The following is a 15,852-nucleotide window of genomic DNA, read 5'->3' as shown; positions in this document are numbered from 1 at the left end:
TCCAAAGTGTATTCACGCCGAGCTGCGTTGGTCAATGCCTTTCGTAAACTGACCTTTGCGTTCGTCGGAAGCGCTTTTTTCGACGTATGGAGCCTTTGTTTGAAAATATTGTATACAAAAACAAATATCATTGTGTTCTATTTGTGTGATCGAGCATCTGATCACACAGACCTCACCGCTTTACCCATAACAAGATAAGGACGGCACCTATGAGCGCTTTAACCTTGAAACTCGCCACCCAACTGGCCACCCAGGCCCTCACGGCAGGCCGCACCATTTCGGCTGCGCCCCTGACCATCGCCGTGCTCGACAGCGGTGGCCACCTGGTCACCCTGCAACGCGAAGACGGCGCCAGCCTGCTACGCCCGCAAATCGCCATCGGCAAGGCCTGGGGCGCCATCGCCCTGGGCAAGGGTTCACGTTTGCTGGCCCTGGACGCCCAACAGCGCCCGGCGTTTATCGCCGCGTTGAACAGCCTGGGGCAGGGCAGCGTCGTTCCGGCGCCGGGTGGGGTGTTGATTCGGGATCAGAGCGGCGTGGTGCTGGGCGCAATTGGGATCAGCGGGGACACGTCCGATATTGACGAGCAGTGTGCGATCACCGCGATAGAGGGGGTGGGGTTGATGGCGGATGCGGGAGTGTCGGCTTGAATCGGGGCTGATGGATCGGGCCTCTTCGCGGGCAAGCCCCACAGGGGAATGCGTTCCAAATGTGGGAGCGGGCTTGCTCGCGAAAGGGGCGCCTCGGTCTTGGCGCTATCCCCAAACGGCATCCCACAGCGGATAGTCACCAAACTTCTTTACCAACCCGGCCCTGAGTGGATTGGCTACGATGTAACGCGCAATCCCCTCAAGGCTTTCCTCTCGACGCACGGCATGGTCATGAAAACCCGGCTGCCAGAGGCGACCTTGGCGGCCAGCCACCGCATTCACCACGCGGGTGCTCTTGGATTTAACTTGGCGCATCAAGTCGGCAAGCGAGCCTTTCTCCAAAGAGACAAGCCAATGGAAATGATCAGGCATTACTACCCAGGCCAATGATGTTGCGAGCCCTTTATATTGAGCGATCCTGAATTGTTGTACGACCAGGCGGCCGAGTCTGAAGTCGCTGAAGATGGGCTCACGTTCAAGGGTGTTGGTGGTGAGCAGGTAAATGCGGTTGGATTCGTTATAGCGACCGATGCGCAGGCGTTTTGAAGCAGGTAAATCAGGCATTCCTTGGCCTCTCTTCAGATGGGGTTCTGAGAGGCTAGATCTTGGTGGCTGAGGCTGATCTGTGGACTTTTGGCAGGATGTGTCTGGGAGGGCGTTTTCGCGAGCAAGCCCGCTCCCACAGGGAGATTTGTGCGGTTTATACAATGTGTGTCTGGCTTTGCACCTACCTGTGGGAGCGGGCTTGCTCGCGAATTTTACAGGCGCCGCGGTCTATCAGTCCGGCTCACACCCCTTGAGTACCAACCGAATAATCGTCTGCGCCGCCGCCTCATAATCGGCTTCATCCAGCTTGGCCTTGCCGGTCACTGCCGAGATCTGCCAGTCGAAATCGGCATAGGTCTGGGTGGCTGCCCATATGCTGAACATCAGGTGGTTGGGGTCAATCGCTGCGATCAGGCCACGGTCAACCCAGCTCTGGATGCAGTCGATATTGTGCTTGGCCTGGGCATTGAGCTGTTCAACCTGGTCGGTGCTCAGGTGTGGGGCGCCGTGCATGATTTCGCTGGCGAACACCTTGGAGGCGAACGGCAGGTCGCGGGAGATGCGGATTTTGGAGCGGATGTAATTGCTCAATACTTCCTTGGGCTCGCCTTCGGGGTTGAACGGCGTGGAGGCGGCCAGGATCGGCTCGATGATGCTTTCGAGCACCTCGCGGTAGAGGTTGTCCTTGGATTTGAAGTAGTAATAGACATTGGGCTTGGGCAGCCCGGCCTTGGCGGCGATGTCGCTGGTTTTGGTCGCGGCGAAGCCCTTGTCGGCAAACTCCTCGCTCGCCGCCCGCAGGATTTTTTCTTTGTTGCGCTCGCGAATGCTGCTCATAAACCAGACGTTTCCTTGCCATGACAGGCGGTTGCGCATGGTAGCACCGGCCATCCGCAGGCCTCAACAATCTGCCCGCAAGGCCTTGCGCCGCGCTATGCTCGCGCCATCTCTCTCTAACGGAAGTCCGGTTCATGGCAGGAAGCAGCTTATTGGTGTTGATCGACGATATCGCCGCGGTACTCGATGACGTTGCGCTGATGACAAAAATGGCCGCCAAGAAGACATCGGGCGTGCTGGGCGATGACCTTGCGTTGAATGCCCAGCAGGTCTCCGGCGTGCGCGCCGAGCGGGAAATCCCCGTGGTGTGGGCGGTGGCCAAGGGCTCGTTTATCAACAAGCTGATCCTGGTGCCGACTGCCCTGTTGATCAGCGCCTTTGCCTCGTGGGCGGTGATACCACTGTTGATGCTCGGCGGCGCCTACCTGTGTTTCGAGGGCTTTGAAAAACTCGCTCACAAGTTCCTGCACAGCAAGGCTGAAGACCAGGCCGAACACGCACAATTGACTGAGGCGGTAGCCGATCCAGCAACCGATCTGGTGGCTTTCGAAAAAGACAAGATCAAGGGCGCGATCCGCACCGACTTCATTCTCTCCGCCGAGATCATCGCTATCACCCTCGGCATCGTCGCCGACGCGCAGCTCACGCAGCAGGTGATCGTGCTGTCGGGTATCGCCATTGTTATGACCATCGGCGTATATGGATTGGTGGCCGGTATCGTCAAGCTCGATGACCTGGGGCTGTGGCTGACGCAGAAGCCGGGCCAGGTGGCGCGCAGTATTGGCGGCGCTATCTTGAGTGCGGCACCCTACATGATGAAGAGCCTGTCAGTGATCGGCACGGCGGCGATGTTCATGGTCGGTGGCGGCATCCTTACCCATGGCGTGCCCGTGGTGCATCACTGGATCGAAACCGTGAGCCAAAGCACTGGCGCGTTCGCGTGGCTGATGCCGACGCTGCTCAATGCGGTGGCGGGGATCATTGCCGGCGCTGTCGTCCTGGCAGTGGTCAGCGTGGCAGGTAAAGGTTGGAAAGCACTGCGAGGGTGAAACCGCAGGCATAAAAAAGGCCATTCAATCGAATGGCCTTTTTTTGTCGCTGCGGTTTACTCGGCAATCTGCAACTTGCGCGATTCGGTGTAGATATACCGCACCTTCTCATACTCGAACGGCGAGTTCATCTGGCCGTAGCGGAAGCTGGTCTGGTAGCGCTTGTCGACGGCGCGCAGGGCCCAGACTTCCGGATGGTTGGAACTGACTTCTGACACGTTGAGGAAGTTGATCTGCGATTCGGCGCTGTAGTCCACCAGCAGGCCGCCGGTATCACGCAGGTTCGACGGGCCGAAGATCGGCAGCATCAGGTAAGCACCCCCCGGTACACCGTAGAAGCCCAGGGTCTGGCCGAAGTCTTCGCTCTGGCGCGGCAGGCCCATGGCGGTGGCCGGGTCCCACAGGCCCGCGATGCCAATGGTGGTGTTGACCAGCAGGCGCCCGGTGGTTTCCAGCGAGCGGTGGCCCTTGAGCTGCAACAAGCTGTTCATCAGGTTAGGCACATCGCCCAGGTTGTTGAAGAAGTTGCTCACGCCGGTGCGCAGGAAGCTCGGCGTGACGTAGCGGTAACCGTTCACCACCGGCAGGAACACCCACTGGTCGAAGCGATAGTTGAAGTGGTACACGCGGCGGTTCCATGACTCCAGTGGGTCGTAGACGTTGAGCGCGGTGAGCGTGGAGCGTTCGAACTCACGCTGGTCCAAGCCTGGGTTGAACTTGAGCTTGGTCAGCGGCTCCTTGAAGCCGTCGGCATCGACCTTGACGGGTTCTTGGGCCTTGCTGTTGTCGGCATTGGCCACGCCTGCGCACATCAGTGCGGCGAGCAGCAGAAGATATTTAGCCACGGAAGAACTCCAGCATGGCGTCGGCGTTGACGCGGTAATTGAGGTTGCCGCAGTGGCCGCCCAGCGGGTAGACGGTCAAGCGATCGCCGAAGGTTTTACGCAGGAAGCCCAGGTCGCCAGGGCCGAGGATTACATCGTCGGCGTTATGCATCACGGCGATTTTCGGGCTGTCGCGCAGGTAGTCCTTGAGGGCGTACAAGCTGACCTGATCGATCAGTTGCAGCAGGCTGCCGCCATCGGAACGCGCGCGCCACATCGGGATCACTTGTTCGGTAAGGTAGCAGTCGAAGTCACACTGCAGGGCACGCTTGAGGAACGGCGTGAGGCTGGTGCCTTCGGTGATCGGGTACTTGGGCGGAATAATCAGGCCACGGCGGTTGATCAAGTCCGAGGTAAAGGCAATGTCGGCGGCCGAGAAGCGGAACGAGGTACCGATCAGCATGGCCATCTGTTCGTTGGTCAGGTGCTGCTTGGACTGCTGGAAGTCATAAAGCAGGGCATCGTTGAGGTCGATGTAGCCTTTTTGCTGGAAGTAACGCGTCAGTTTGCTCAGCACCAACTCATAGAAGGTGGTGCTGTTGTTGATGCCCTTGACCTCGGTCTGTACCAGCTTGTCGAGGTTGGTGATCGAGGTGTAGAGGTTGACCGGCGGGTTGAGCAGCAGCACTTTCTTGAAATTGAAGCTGCGGCGGGTCTCATCCAGCTTGCTGACAAACGCCGCATCCAGGGCGCCCAGGCTGTAGCCGGTGAGGTAGAAGTCGGTCACGGGCAACGAGGCGTTCTGCGCGCGTACGGCTTGCATCACTCGGTACATGTCTTCGGCGTCTTCCTGGGTGATGCCCGGGGTGGCGAAGCGCGAAGCGGCGCTGATGAAGTCGAAGCTGGTTGGCGAGGACAGCTGCACCACATGGTAGCCGGCCTGGTAATACAGCTTTTTCAGGTATTCGTTGATGCTGCTGTCAAAGCGTGCACCGGTGCCGGCGATGAGGAAGATCAACGGCGCAGCACGGTCCTGCTTGGCAATGCGGTAGGTGAGTTTCTTCACCGCCCAGAAATTGTCCGGCAGGCTGAACTCGCGCTCGGGGCGCATCGTCAGGGTGTAGTCGGACTGGGTGATCTCGTCATCCGTTGGCAGGGTTGGCCGCAGATCGGGAGGTGTGGTGGCGATGGTCGCTTCGAACGGGTTGGTCAAAGGGTAGCCATAGCTGGCTTGGTCGATATCGACGGCCAGTGCTGACGCACTCAAAAATAGGCTGCCCAGCAAGGCAGCACAGCGCAAGGAACGGAGCATGACTTAATCCCTAAGAGGAACGGGCTGAATGAAGTTCGCAGGCTATGACCACCGCCTTGTCACCGAAGTGCCAGCACTCGGCACGAAAAGTCGGAAAAAACGTCGGAATCGGGGTAATAGTAGCGAGACGATACACTTTGCCATGCTTTGTTGAACAGATATCTGTGCGAACACCTTGCTAACGGCCGCCGTGGGATTAAGCTGGGCGCCGTTTTTGCCTATCGGAGTGCCCTATGTCCCGTCGTTTGCCGTTGATCCTGCTGCTTATTGCCCTGCCGTTATGGCTGGCCGCCAGTTATGCCGCACGCTATGGCTTCATGGAGGATGGGCAATGGGTTGGCATCTGCGCGGATGAGGCCAGCCGCTGGGAATGCCAGGTGCGTTCGAATTTGGGTTTGATGATTCATTTCAAGCTGCTGGGGTGGGCGGCGTTGATCACCTCGGTGCTGGGCTTTTTTGTACCGGGGCGTGCGGGGTGGGCGTTGGCGGTAGTGGGGTTGGTGTTCGGGTTGCCGGCGCTGGCGTTGTACAATACGACGTTTGCGGTGTTTGCAGTGGTGATTGCGGGGTTGCGGTTGGTCAGGAAGTCGCGCGGCGCCTTGTAGGAGCGAGCTTGCTCGCGAGGGTCGTTAACGATAACGCGGGGTACCTGATGCCCCGCGTTATCTTGGTGTTTTTCGCGAGCAAGCTCGCTCCTACAGGCGATTGGGTTAAACCTTGCGCACCCGCAAGCAACGCCACAAAGCGGCAACCATCAGCACGCTGACCACGGCCCAACCCCAGGCCTGCTGGTTCAACAGCCCTTCACGGTACAACTGCGGCGCAATGCCGGCACCGATGAGAAAGGCCAGCAACGCAATCTCCCGACGCGGCCCGGTTACCGGGCGTACCAGGTACACCAGGGCCGGCAGCACCAGCGCTGCGCTTGGGAAGCTGCGATAGCGCGGGTCAAACACCAGCGCCAGCATCATCACGGCACCGGCAAACCCGGCGATTGCCACCAGCCAGCCGGCGCGCTGCTCCAGCCAGTGGAACCCTCGCTCACGCCAGCCCTCGCGGGCGCTGAGGGCCAGGGCGGCATGGGCCAGCACCAGCAGGTTCAACACCACCAGCAAGCCTGCCCATACCCATTCATCGCTGAAGCGTGCGGTAACGCGGGTCAGTTCGGCCCAACTGCCGATGGAGCACGCTGCCACGGCACCGAGCAACGGCAGTATTAATGCAGAGCGCGTGCTGCGAACGCGGCCGCCGAGCACCAGGGTGCCAAGCAGGATGAGCCCGCCGACGCCCAGCCACAGCGGCCAGTACGGCACATTGGTCACAGGACCTGCGAGAACGCCTTTGTCTTGGCGGTCTGCATCGAACAGCCCCCAGTAACCGCCCACAGCCCCTTCACTGGCGCGCTTCCATGGCTGGTCAAAGGCTTCGATCAGGTTGTATCGCCAGCCATTGGCTTCGGCCATGGCCACGAAGCCGCGCATGAACCTGGCTTCATTGACCCGGCTGGGCACGGCGGTTTCGCGCTGGCGGCCCTCGCTAGGCCAGCCGGTTTCACCGATCACGATGTCCTTGGGTGCAAATTTATGGCCGAAGGTCTGGCGCACATCGCCCACGTGCTTGAGCGCCTGGTCGATGCCGGACGGGTCATCTTCCCAATACGGCAGCAGGTGAATGGTGAGGAAGTCCACCGCCGGCTCGATTTCTGGGTGTTGCAGCCAGAATTCCCAGACATCGGCATAGGTGACGGGCTGCTTGATCTGGCTTTTAACCTGATGGATCAGCGCCACCAGTTGCTTGGCAGTGACTTCCTTGCGCAGCAGGGCTTCGTTGCCGACGATCACCGAGGTCACCACGTCCGGGCTGGCGTTGGCCGCCGCGATCAACTCGTTGATCTCTTTTTGAGTCGCCACGGGGTCACTGCTGACCCAGGCCCCGGCCATCACCTTCAACCCATGCTTGCGCGCCATGTCCGGCAGGGCTTCCAGGCCGGTCATGGAATAGGTGCGAATGCATTCAAAACGCGTGGCGAGCAGCGCCAGGTCGGCGTCCATGCGCTCGGGGCGCAGCGCGAACGGTTGGTCGAATGGGGATTGGTCTTTGTCGAACGGCGTGTAGGACGCGCATTGCAACTTATGGCTGGCGCTGGCGACGTCCGGCAACACCACGGGCCGGCCGAGGCCGTACCAGTAGCCGGCAAGGGCAAGCACGCCGAGGATCAAGGCGAAGAAATAGGGCAGGGCAGGGAAGCGGGCAGTCGCGGGCATGGTCGGCTTATCTGGGGGAGCAAAGGCGCGCATCTTACCCGGATTTGCCGCAGCCCAGTGCGGCTGCATAATTTTGACATGCAAACTTCGGGCGGGATTCTGGCGATAACGCCTACAAAGCGTCCTACTGGCGATGTGATGTCGTTTCTTGCTCAACCAAGGTCGCTGACAGAGCAGGGCAAATGCCTACGCAGGTTGAAGATAAAACTGTCAGTACTCCACTGATGCCTCAGCAACCGGATCGATGCGCGTGAAGGGGGCGCGGTGCACCCTATAACAACAGTTTGACGTCGCTCGGCATCCGTCGGGCGCAGCACTTTCGGGGAAGTACTATGAAGATGCGACGACTCTTGGGCGCAGCTGCCACTCTGGTAGTTGCGATGGGCTCCACACTGGCCAGTGCCGACAGCAAGACCCTGAGCATCGGCTATGTGGACGGCTGGTCCGACAGCGTGGCCACCACTCATGTGGCGGCAGAGGTGATCAAGCAAAAACTCGGCTACGACGTAAAACTGCAAGCGGTTGCCACCGGGATCATGTGGCAGGGCGTTGCCACTGGCAAACTCGATGCCATGCTCTCCGCCTGGCTACCGGTGACCCACGGTGAATACTGGACCAAGAACAAGGACAAGGTGGTCGACTACGGCCCCAACTTCAAGGACGCCAAGATCGGCCTGATCGTGCCGGAGTACGTCAAGGCCAAGTCCATTGAAGACCTCAAGACCGATACCACCTTCAAGAACAAGATCGTCGGCATCGACGCCGGTTCAGGCGTAATGCTCAAGACCGACGAAGCCATCAAGCAATATGGCCTGGACTACAAACTGCAAGCCAGCTCGGGTGCGGCGATGATTGCCGAACTGACCCGCGCCGAAGACAAGCAGGAGTCGATTGCGGTCACCGGTTGGGTGCCGCACTGGATGTTCGCCAAGTGGAAACTGCGTTTCCTGGACGACCCAAAAGGGATTTATGGTGCTGCTGAAACCGTCAACAGCATCGGCAGCAAGGGCCTGGAGAAGAAAGCGCCGGAAGTCGCGGCCTTCCTGAAGAAATTCCAGTGGGCCTCCAAGGATGAAATCGGTGAAGTCATGCTGGCGATTCAAGAAGGCGCCAAGCCGGACGCCGCGGCCAAGGACTGGGTAGCCAAGCACCCCGAGCGCGTCGCCGAATGGACCGCTAAATAACCCCGCCCCAACTGTAGGAGCGAGCTTGCTCGCGAAGAACGCACCGGCACCGCGATCATCCAGGATGAACGCGTTATCGTTGACGTTTTTCGCGAGCAAGCTCGCTCCTACATTTTTTTCAAATCCTCGCTAAGCTCGATCTACTACTAAGGTCGTCTGGAACCCATTGCGCAGCCGCATACAGTGGATACGTTCCAAAATAATAAAAAGCTGTGCTGCGAGGATAAAAACAATGAACGACAGCATTTACCTCTCGATTCAAAACAGCCCGCGTTTCAAGGAGCTGGTCAGGAAAAGGGAAAGGTTCGCCTGGATTCTCTCGGCGATCATGCTAGGGCTTTACTCCGCTTTCATCCTGTTGATTGCCTACGGGCCACAAGTACTGGGGGCCAAGATCAGCCCCGGTTCCTCGATTACCTGGGGCATTCCCCTGGGCGTCGGGCTGATTGTGTCGGCCTTCATTCTCACCGGCATCTACGTGCGTCGGGCCAACGGCGAATTTGACGACCTGAACAATGCGATTCTCAAGGAGGCTGCGCAATGATCCGGCGTCTATTGGCTCTATTCGGCGCTTCGCTGTTGGCTCCGGCCGTTTGGGCGGCGGACGCATTGACCGGTGAAGTGCACAAGCAACCGCTGAACGTCTCGGCCATTGTGATGTTCGTCGTGTTTGTCGGCGCCACCCTGTGCATCACCTACTGGGCGTCCAAGCGCAACAAATCGGCGGCGGACTACTATGCCGCGGGCGGCAAGATCACCGGTTTCCAGAACGGTCTGGCCATTGCCGGTGACTACATGTCGGCGGCGTCCTTCCTGGGGATTTCCGCGCTGGTGTTCACCTCCGGCTACGACGGCTTGATCTACTCGATCGGCTTCCTGGTGGGCTGGCCGATCATTCTGTTCCTGATCGCCGAGCGCCTGCGTAACCTGGGCAAATACACCTTTGCCGACGTGGCGTCCTATCGCCTGGGGCAAACCCAGATCCGCAGCCTGTCGGCCTGTGGCTCGCTGGTGGTGGTGGCGTTCTACCTGATCGCGCAGATGGTCGGCGCCGGCAAGCTGATCCAGCTGCTGTTTGGCCTTGATTACCATGTGGCAGTAATCCTGGTGGGTATCCTGATGTGCCTGTACGTGCTGTTCGGCGGCATGCTGGCGACCACCTGGGTGCAGATCATCAAGGCGGTACTGTTGCTGTCCGGTGCCTCGTTCATGGCGCTGATGGTAATGAAGCACGTCAACTTCGACTTCAACATGCTGTTCTCCGAGGCGATCAAGGTTCACCCCAAAGGTGAAGCGATCATGAGCCCTGGCGGCCTGGTGAAAGACCCGATCTCGGCATTCTCCCTGGGCCTGGCACTGATGTTCGGTACTGCTGGCCTGCCGCACATCCTGATGCGCTTCTTCACGGTGAGCGACGCCAAGGAAGCGCGTAAGAGCGTGCTGTACGCAACCGGCTTCATCGGCTACTTCTATATCCTGACCTTCATCATCGGCTTCGGCGCGATCCTGTTGGTCAGCACCAACCCGGCGTTCAAGGACGCAGCAGGCGCCTTGCTTGGTGGTAACAACATGGCGGCGGTGCACCTGGCCAACGCGGTGGGTGGCAGTATCTTCCTGGGCTTCATCTCGGCCGTGGCGTTTGCCACCATCCTGGCGGTGGTTGCTGGCTTGACCCTGGCGGGTGCTTCGGCGGTGTCCCATGACCTGTATGCCAGCGTGATCAAAAAAGGCAAGGCCAACGAGAAAGATGAGATTCGCGTGTCGAAGATCACCACTGTAGCCTTGGGTGTATTGGCCATCGGCCTGGGTATCCTGTTCGAAAGCCAGAACATTGCGTTCATGGTCGGCCTGGCGTTCTCCATCGCTGCCAGCTGTAACTTCCCGGTGCTGCTGCTTTCCATGTACTGGAAAAACCTCACCACCCGTGGCGCCATGATTGGCGGCTGGCTGGGCTTGATCAGCGCCGTGGGCCTGATGATCCTCGGCCCGACCATCTGGGTCTCGATCCTGCACCATGAAAAAGCGATCTTCCCGTACGAGTACCCGGCGCTGTTCTCGATGATCATTGCGTTCGTCGGCATCTGGTTCTTCTCCATCACCGACAAATCGGCGGCGGCAGAGAAAGAGCGTGCGCTGTACTTCCCGCAGTTTGTGCGTTCGCAGACTGGCCTGGGGGCGAGCGGGGCGGTTAATCACTAAGTTGTCAGTTGTATAAGAGATACCCCGGTCGTAAGGCTGGGGTATTTTTTTGCCTGGGTTTTTGTGTTGTCTGGGCTGGCCTAATCGCGGCATAGGTATCTACACAAATTTGTAGGTTGTAGCAGCCAACGCTAACCACGATGCGAGGCGAGCCGCTCTTGATCTTGATCTGCTTTTGATCTTAGGCGCCCCGTCAAACCACGCTGGCCGGAATTCGACAGGGATTTGGGGGGTAAACCGGCAGGGATGCCGGTTTAGCCGCCCCGCGCCATGGATGGCGCGTGGCGGCGGCCCCCCAAATCACTGGCGGATTACGGGCACGCCGAGCCTAAGCGAGGTGCCGAGTGGTGGGGCAAGAGCCCTTTGGTTACTTTGGGGCTTTTCCAAAGTGACCCGTCGTCAGGGCGGAACCCTAAGTGGCCGTTACCGCAGCAATGGATATGCACACAATCCAACCGTGTTGACCGCCAGGCCGCCTTCGCGAGCAAGCCCGCTCCCACAGTTGGGTCGTGGGGCGTCAGGTAAATAGGTGTCGGCTGGCAGGTCGCTATCGCAGGCAAGCCAGCTCCCACATTTGGATGGTGGTGTGTCAGGTAGATAAGCGCCAGCTATAAGGCCGTCACGGGAGCAAGCTCCCTCGCCACAGGGTCAGCGTCGCACCAAAGTTGTGTAGATTCGCGGGCAAGCCCGACTGTGTGAACCCGGTCAACTGTGGGAGCTGGCTTGCCTGCGATGGCGGTAGATCAGGCCACACAAACAAAAACGGCCTCCACTAAGGGAGGCCGTTCTCAGTACAAACAAGCAATCAGGTGCTTACTTGCGATCTTCCAGCTTGGTGATGTCACGCGACTCGTAGCCAGTGTACAGCTGGCGCGGGCGGCCAATCTTGTACGGGCTGGAGAGCATTTCTTTCCAGTGGGAGATCCAGCCCACGGTCCGCGCCAGGGCGAAGATCACGGTGAACATGCTGGTTGGAATGCCGATCGCCTTGAGGATGATCCCCGAGTAGAAGTCGACGTTCGGGTACAGCGAGCGTTCGATGAAGTACGGGTCGGTCAGGGCGATCTCTTCCAGGCGCATGGCCAGTTCGAGTTGCGGATCGTTCTTGATGCCCAGTTCCTTCAGCACTTCGTCGCAGGTCTGCTTCATGACGGTAGCGCGCGGGTCGCGGTTCTTGTAGACCCGGTGACCGAAGCCCATCAACTTGAACGGATCGTTCTTGTCCTTGGCCTTGGCGATGAATTTGTCGATGTTGGACACATCGCCGATTTCATCGAGCATGGTCAATACGGCTTCGTTCGCACCGCCGTGGGCAGGGCCCCACAGTGCGGCGATGCCGGCGGCAATACAGGCGAACGGGTTGGCACCCGAAGAGCCCGCCAGGCGCACGGTAGAGGTGGAAGCGTTCTGCTCGTGGTCGGCGTGGAGGATGAAGATCCGGTCCATGGCCTTGGCGAGCACCGGGCTGATCGGTTTGATCTCGCACGGGGTGTTGAACATCATGTGCAGGAAGTTTTCCGCGTACGTCAGGTCGTTGCGCGGGTACATCATGGGTTGGCCCATGGAGTACTTGTAAACCATTGCGGCCAGGGTCGGCATCTTGGCAACCAGGCGGATCGCGGAAATTTCGCGATGCTGCGGGTTATTGATGTCCAGGGAGTCGTGATAGAAGGCCGACAGGGCGCCTACTACACCGCACATGACGGCCATTGGGTGGGCGTCGCGACGGAAGCCGTTGAAGAAGGTCTTCAACTGCTCGTGCACCATGGTGTGGTTCTTCACGGTGCTGACGAACTGGGCTTTCTGCTCGGCTGTTGGCAATTCGCCATTTAGCAGCAGGTAGCAGGTTTCCAGGTAGTCCGACTTTTCAGCCAGTTGCTCGATCGGGTAGCCGCGATGAAGCAGAATGCCATTATCACCATCGATATAGGTGATCTTCGACTCGCAGGAAGCGGTCGACATGAAGCCTGGGTCGAAAGTAAAACGGCCCGTGGCCGTCAGGCCCCGTACGTCGATAACATCGGGACCAACGGTGCCGGTTAAAATGGGCAGCTCGACGGGGGCTGCGCCCTCGATGATCAACTGCGCTTTTTTGTCAGCCATGTGGCCTCCTATTTATGCTTCAAATCATCAGACAGACCCCCCACGCAGGGCCCGCACCACTATATTGATATAAATCCAGATGTCAATTTGCCTAAAGTCTTGCGCCAGAAGGCTTTAACCGTACTTTTTCGTCGAAATTGCCTGCCATTTACGCCTTTTATCCCGCCAGCGCAATCAGCTATTAGGGTGAGGTGTGCGCGTTGTCATTAGTAACCTAACTGTCTATACTCGGCCACCGACCGCCAAGGGCTTTTGGGCTTGCTTTCATTGGGGGTCGCACTCCCTGGGTGGTGCTTACCTGACCAGTCGCACTCCCCAACAACTTTGCCCTGATTGTTAGGGGCTCTTCAGTGTGAAAAAAAGCCGTGAATAGCCAACGACCTGTAAACCTAGACCTAAGGACCATCAAACTCCCCATCACCGGCGTTACGTCGTTCCTGCACCGTGTTTCCGGCATCATCCTGTTCCTGGGCTTGGGCATCATGCTTTATGCATTGAGCAAATCCCTGGGTTCCGAGGAAGGATACGCCGAGGTGAAGGCATGCTTGACCAGCCCGCTGGCCAAGTTCGTAGCATGGGGCCTCCTGTCCTCTCTTCTGTATCACCTGGTAGCCGGTGTGCGCCACTTGATCATGGACATGGGCATCGGTGAGACGCTGGAAGGCGGCCGCCTGGGCTCGAAAATCATCGTCGCCATTTCCGTGGTGCTGATCGTTCTGGCAGGAGTTTGGATATGGTAACCAGCGTAACGAATCTGTCGCGTTCGGGCCTCTATGACTGGATGGCACAGCGTGTGTCTGCGGTCGTTCTCGCGGCTTATTTCATTTTCCTGATCGGATACCTCGTCGCAAACCCGGGCATCGGCTATGAGCAATGGCATGGCCTGTTTTCCCACAATGCGATGCGAATCTTCAGTCTGCTGGCCCTTGTAGCCCTGGGCGCTCACGCCTGGGTCGGCATGTGGACCATCGCGACTGACTACCTGACGCCGATGGCGCTGGGCAAGTCCGCGACTGCAGTACGTTTCCTCTTCCAGGCAGTATGCGGCGTCGCGATGTTCGCTTACTTCGTCTGGGGTGTGCAGATTCTTTGGGGTATCTGATTCATGGCTAACATTCCAACTATTTCATTCGACGCCATCATTATTGGTGGCGGCGGTGCTGGCATGCGCGCTGCGCTGCAGCTGGCCCAGGGCGGTCACAAGACTGCCGTGATCACCAAGGTGTTCCCGACGCGTTCCCACACCGTATCGGCCCAGGGTGGCATTACCTGCGCCATCGCCTCCGCCGACCCGAACGATGACTGGCGCTGGCACATGTACGATACCGTCAAGGGTTCCGACTATATCGGTGACCAGGACGCTATCGAATACATGTGTCAGGAAGGCCCGGCCGCGGTGTTCGAGCTGGACCACATGGGCCTGCCGTTCTCCCGTACCGAGCAAGGCCGTATCTACCAGCGTCCATTCGGCGGCCAGTCCAAGGATTACGGTAAAGGCGGGCAGGCTGCCCGTACCTGCGCTGCGTCCGACCGTACCGGTCACGCGCTGCTGCACACCCTTTACCAAGGCAACCTGAAAGCCGGTACCACGTTCCTGAACGAGTACTACGCGGTTGACTTGGTCAAGAACGCACAAGGCGAGTTCGTCGGTGTGATCGCCATCTGCATCGAAACCGGTGAAACCACCTACATCCGCGCCAAAGCAACTGTTCTGGCGACCGGTGGCGCAGGTCGTATCTACGCCTCGACCACCAACGCCCTGATCAACACCGGTGACGGCGTCGGCATGGCCTTGCGTGCTGGCGTACCGGTACAAGACATCGAAATGTGGCAGTTCCACCCGACCGGCATCGCCGGCGCCGGTGTACTGGTGACCGAAGGTTGCCGTGGTGAAGGTGGTTACCTGATCAACAAGCACGGCGAGCGTTTCATGGAGCGTTATGCTCCGAACGCCAAAGACCTGGCTGGCCGTGACGTTGTAGCTCGTTCGATGGTTAAAGAGATCATCGCCGGTAACGGCTGTGGCCCGAATGGCGACCACGTACTGCTCAAGCTCGATCACCTGGGTGAAGAAGTGCTGCACAGCCGCCTGCCTGGTATCTGCGAGCTGTCCAAGACCTTTGCCCACGTTGACCCGGTAGTTGCTCCGGTTCCGGTGGTTCCAACTTGCCACTATATGATGGGCGGCGTGCCGACCAACATTCATGGCCAGGCAATCACCCAGAACGCCGAAGGCGAAGACGAGATCATTCATGGTCTGTTCGCGGTAGGTGAAGTGGCTTGCGTATCGGTTCACGGTGCCAACCGCCTGGGCGGCAACTCGCTGCTCGACCTGGTGGTATTCGGTCGCGCGGCCGGCCTGCACCTGGAAAAGGCGCTGACCGACGGCATCGAATACGATGACGCCACCGACGCCAACATCGAAGCTGCCCTGGCGCGCCTGAACGCTCTGAACGAGCGCACGGATGGCGAAGACGTAGCAACCCTGCGTCGCGAGCTGCAAAGCTGCATGCAGAACTACTTCGGTGTGTTCCGTACCGGCGAATACATGCAGAAGGGTATTGCCCAGCTGGCAGACCTGCGCAAGCGTATCGCCAACGTCAAGATCAACGATAAGAGCCAGGCGTTCAACACTGCTCGTATCGAAGCCCTTGAACTGCAAAACCTGCTGGAAGTGGCTGAAGCGACTGCGATCGCCGCCGAGGTTCGTAAAGAATCCCGTGGTGCTCACGCTCGTGAAGACTTTGAAGATCGCGACGACGAAAACTGGTTGTGCCACACCCTGTACTTCCCGGGTGACAAGCGCGTAACCAAGCGTGCCGTGAACTTCTCGCCGAAGACGGTGCCGACGTTTGAACCGAAGATTCGGACTTACTAAGGGTGG

At 59.0% G+C, this 15,852-nt stretch carries 15 protein-coding genes; 9 read left to right on the top strand and 6 right to left on the bottom strand.

The window, feature by feature from the left end:
• Nucleotides 1-209: 209 nt before the first annotated feature.
• Nucleotides 210-650, top strand: a complete 441-nt coding sequence (locus tag PSH76_RS18755) for a heme-binding protein (RefSeq protein ID WP_073521695.1) — start codon at nucleotides 210-212, stop codon at nucleotides 648-650.
• Between the two features lie 105 nt (nucleotides 651-755).
• Here PSH76_RS18755 and PSH76_RS18750 read toward each other — a convergent pair whose 3' ends face one another.
• Together PSH76_RS18750 and PSH76_RS18745 are read right to left on the bottom strand one after the other, a co-directional pair.
• Nucleotides 756-1,214 carry a transposase gene (locus tag PSH76_RS18750; RefSeq protein ID WP_305492708.1) on the bottom strand — a complete coding sequence of 153 codons (459 nt, stop codon included), beginning with the start codon at nucleotides 1,212-1,214 and terminating at the stop codon, nucleotides 756-758.
• Between the two features lie 213 nt (nucleotides 1,215-1,427).
• On the bottom strand, nucleotides 1,428-2,033 hold the full coding sequence (locus PSH76_RS18745; protein WP_014717721.1) for a TetR/AcrR family transcriptional regulator: 606 nt from the start codon (nucleotides 2,031-2,033) through the stop codon (nucleotides 1,428-1,430).
• Between the two features lie 134 nt (nucleotides 2,034-2,167).
• Between PSH76_RS18745 and PSH76_RS18740 the strand changes: the two genes are divergently transcribed.
• A complete protein-coding gene (locus PSH76_RS18740; protein WP_305492707.1) occupies nucleotides 2,168-3,082 on the top strand; it encodes a DUF808 domain-containing protein in 915 nt (304 codons plus the stop codon).
• Nucleotides 3,083-3,138: 56 nt separating this feature from the next.
• Here PSH76_RS18740 and PSH76_RS18735 read toward each other — a convergent pair whose 3' ends face one another.
• Nucleotides 3,139-3,927 (bottom strand): VacJ family lipoprotein, encoded by a 789-nt coding sequence (locus PSH76_RS18735; protein ID WP_003189993.1) that lies wholly within the window; start codon nucleotides 3,925-3,927, stop codon nucleotides 3,139-3,141.
• Entirely contained in the window at nucleotides 3,920-5,218 is a 1,299-nt protein-coding gene (locus tag PSH76_RS18730; RefSeq protein WP_032892643.1) for a serine/threonine protein kinase, read from the bottom strand. The genes PSH76_RS18735 and PSH76_RS18730 overlap by 8 nt, the downstream gene beginning before the upstream one ends.
• Before the next feature lie 233 nt (nucleotides 5,219-5,451).
• On the opposite strand from PSH76_RS18730, the gene PSH76_RS18725 reads away from it, so the two are divergent.
• Nucleotides 5,452-5,823: a hypothetical protein gene (locus PSH76_RS18725; protein ID WP_098952248.1), complete on the top strand. Its 372-nt coding sequence runs from the start codon at nucleotides 5,452-5,454 to the stop codon at nucleotides 5,821-5,823.
• A 105-nt stretch (nucleotides 5,824-5,928) separates the two neighbouring features.
• Here the strand turns inward: PSH76_RS18725 and PSH76_RS18715 are convergent, their stop codons facing one another.
• Nucleotides 5,929-7,482 (bottom strand): glycosyl hydrolase family 17 protein, encoded by a 1,554-nt coding sequence (locus tag PSH76_RS18715; RefSeq protein WP_305492706.1) that lies wholly within the window; start codon nucleotides 7,480-7,482, stop codon nucleotides 5,929-5,931.
• A gap of 332 nt (nucleotides 7,483-7,814) precedes the next feature.
• Between PSH76_RS18715 and PSH76_RS18710 the strand changes: the two genes are divergently transcribed.
• The 3 genes from PSH76_RS18710 (at nucleotide 7,815) to PSH76_RS18700 (ending at nucleotide 10,865) form a co-directional block, all read left to right on the top strand.
• Nucleotides 7,815-8,666: a glycine betaine ABC transporter substrate-binding protein gene (locus PSH76_RS18710; protein ID WP_003233255.1), complete on the top strand. Its 852-nt coding sequence runs from the start codon at nucleotides 7,815-7,817 to the stop codon at nucleotides 8,664-8,666.
• Nucleotides 8,667-8,898: 232 nt separating this feature from the next.
• Nucleotides 8,899-9,210: a DUF485 domain-containing protein gene (locus tag PSH76_RS18705; RefSeq protein ID WP_003190001.1), complete on the top strand. Its 312-nt coding sequence runs from the start codon at nucleotides 8,899-8,901 to the stop codon at nucleotides 9,208-9,210.
• A complete protein-coding gene (locus PSH76_RS18700) occupies nucleotides 9,207-10,865 on the top strand; it encodes a cation acetate symporter (protein WP_305492705.1) in 1,659 nt (552 codons plus the stop codon). The genes PSH76_RS18705 and PSH76_RS18700 overlap by 4 nt, the downstream gene beginning before the upstream one ends.
• A gap of 813 nt (nucleotides 10,866-11,678) precedes the next feature.
• Here PSH76_RS18700 and gltA read toward each other — a convergent pair.
• Nucleotides 11,679-12,968, bottom strand: coding sequence for a citrate synthase (gltA, locus tag PSH76_RS18695; RefSeq protein WP_003172803.1), 1,290 nt, complete (start codon nucleotides 12,966-12,968; stop codon nucleotides 11,679-11,681).
• Between the two features lie 365 nt (nucleotides 12,969-13,333).
• Here gltA and sdhC point away from each other — a divergent pair, with 365 nt between their 5' ends.
• From sdhC to sdhA, 3 genes are read left to right on the top strand one after another with little or no spacing between them, the layout of a single operon-like run.
• A complete protein-coding gene (gene sdhC / locus PSH76_RS18690; RefSeq protein WP_014717729.1) occupies nucleotides 13,334-13,708 on the top strand; it encodes a succinate dehydrogenase, cytochrome b556 subunit in 375 nt (124 codons plus the stop codon).
• Complete coding sequence (gene sdhD, locus PSH76_RS18685) at nucleotides 13,702-14,070, top strand: succinate dehydrogenase, hydrophobic membrane anchor protein (protein WP_003172805.1); 369 nt, start codon at nucleotides 13,702-13,704, stop codon at nucleotides 14,068-14,070. Before sdhC ends, sdhD begins: the two co-directional genes overlap by 7 nt.
• Nucleotides 14,071-14,073: 3 nt before the next feature.
• On the top strand, nucleotides 14,074-15,846 hold the full coding sequence (sdhA, locus tag PSH76_RS18680) for a succinate dehydrogenase flavoprotein subunit (protein ID WP_010211741.1): 1,773 nt from the start codon (nucleotides 14,074-14,076) through the stop codon (nucleotides 15,844-15,846).
• The last annotated feature ends 6 nt before the right edge of the window (nucleotides 15,847-15,852 follow it).

Source organism: Pseudomonas sp. FP215 (genome assembly GCF_030687795.1).
In the GTDB taxonomy this organism is placed as follows: Bacteria; Pseudomonadota; Gammaproteobacteria; order Pseudomonadales; family Pseudomonadaceae; genus Aquipseudomonas; species Aquipseudomonas salmasensis.
The sequence above is the reverse complement of the archived record's forward strand: the minus strand, read 5'-3'. Positions and strand labels throughout refer to the sequence as shown.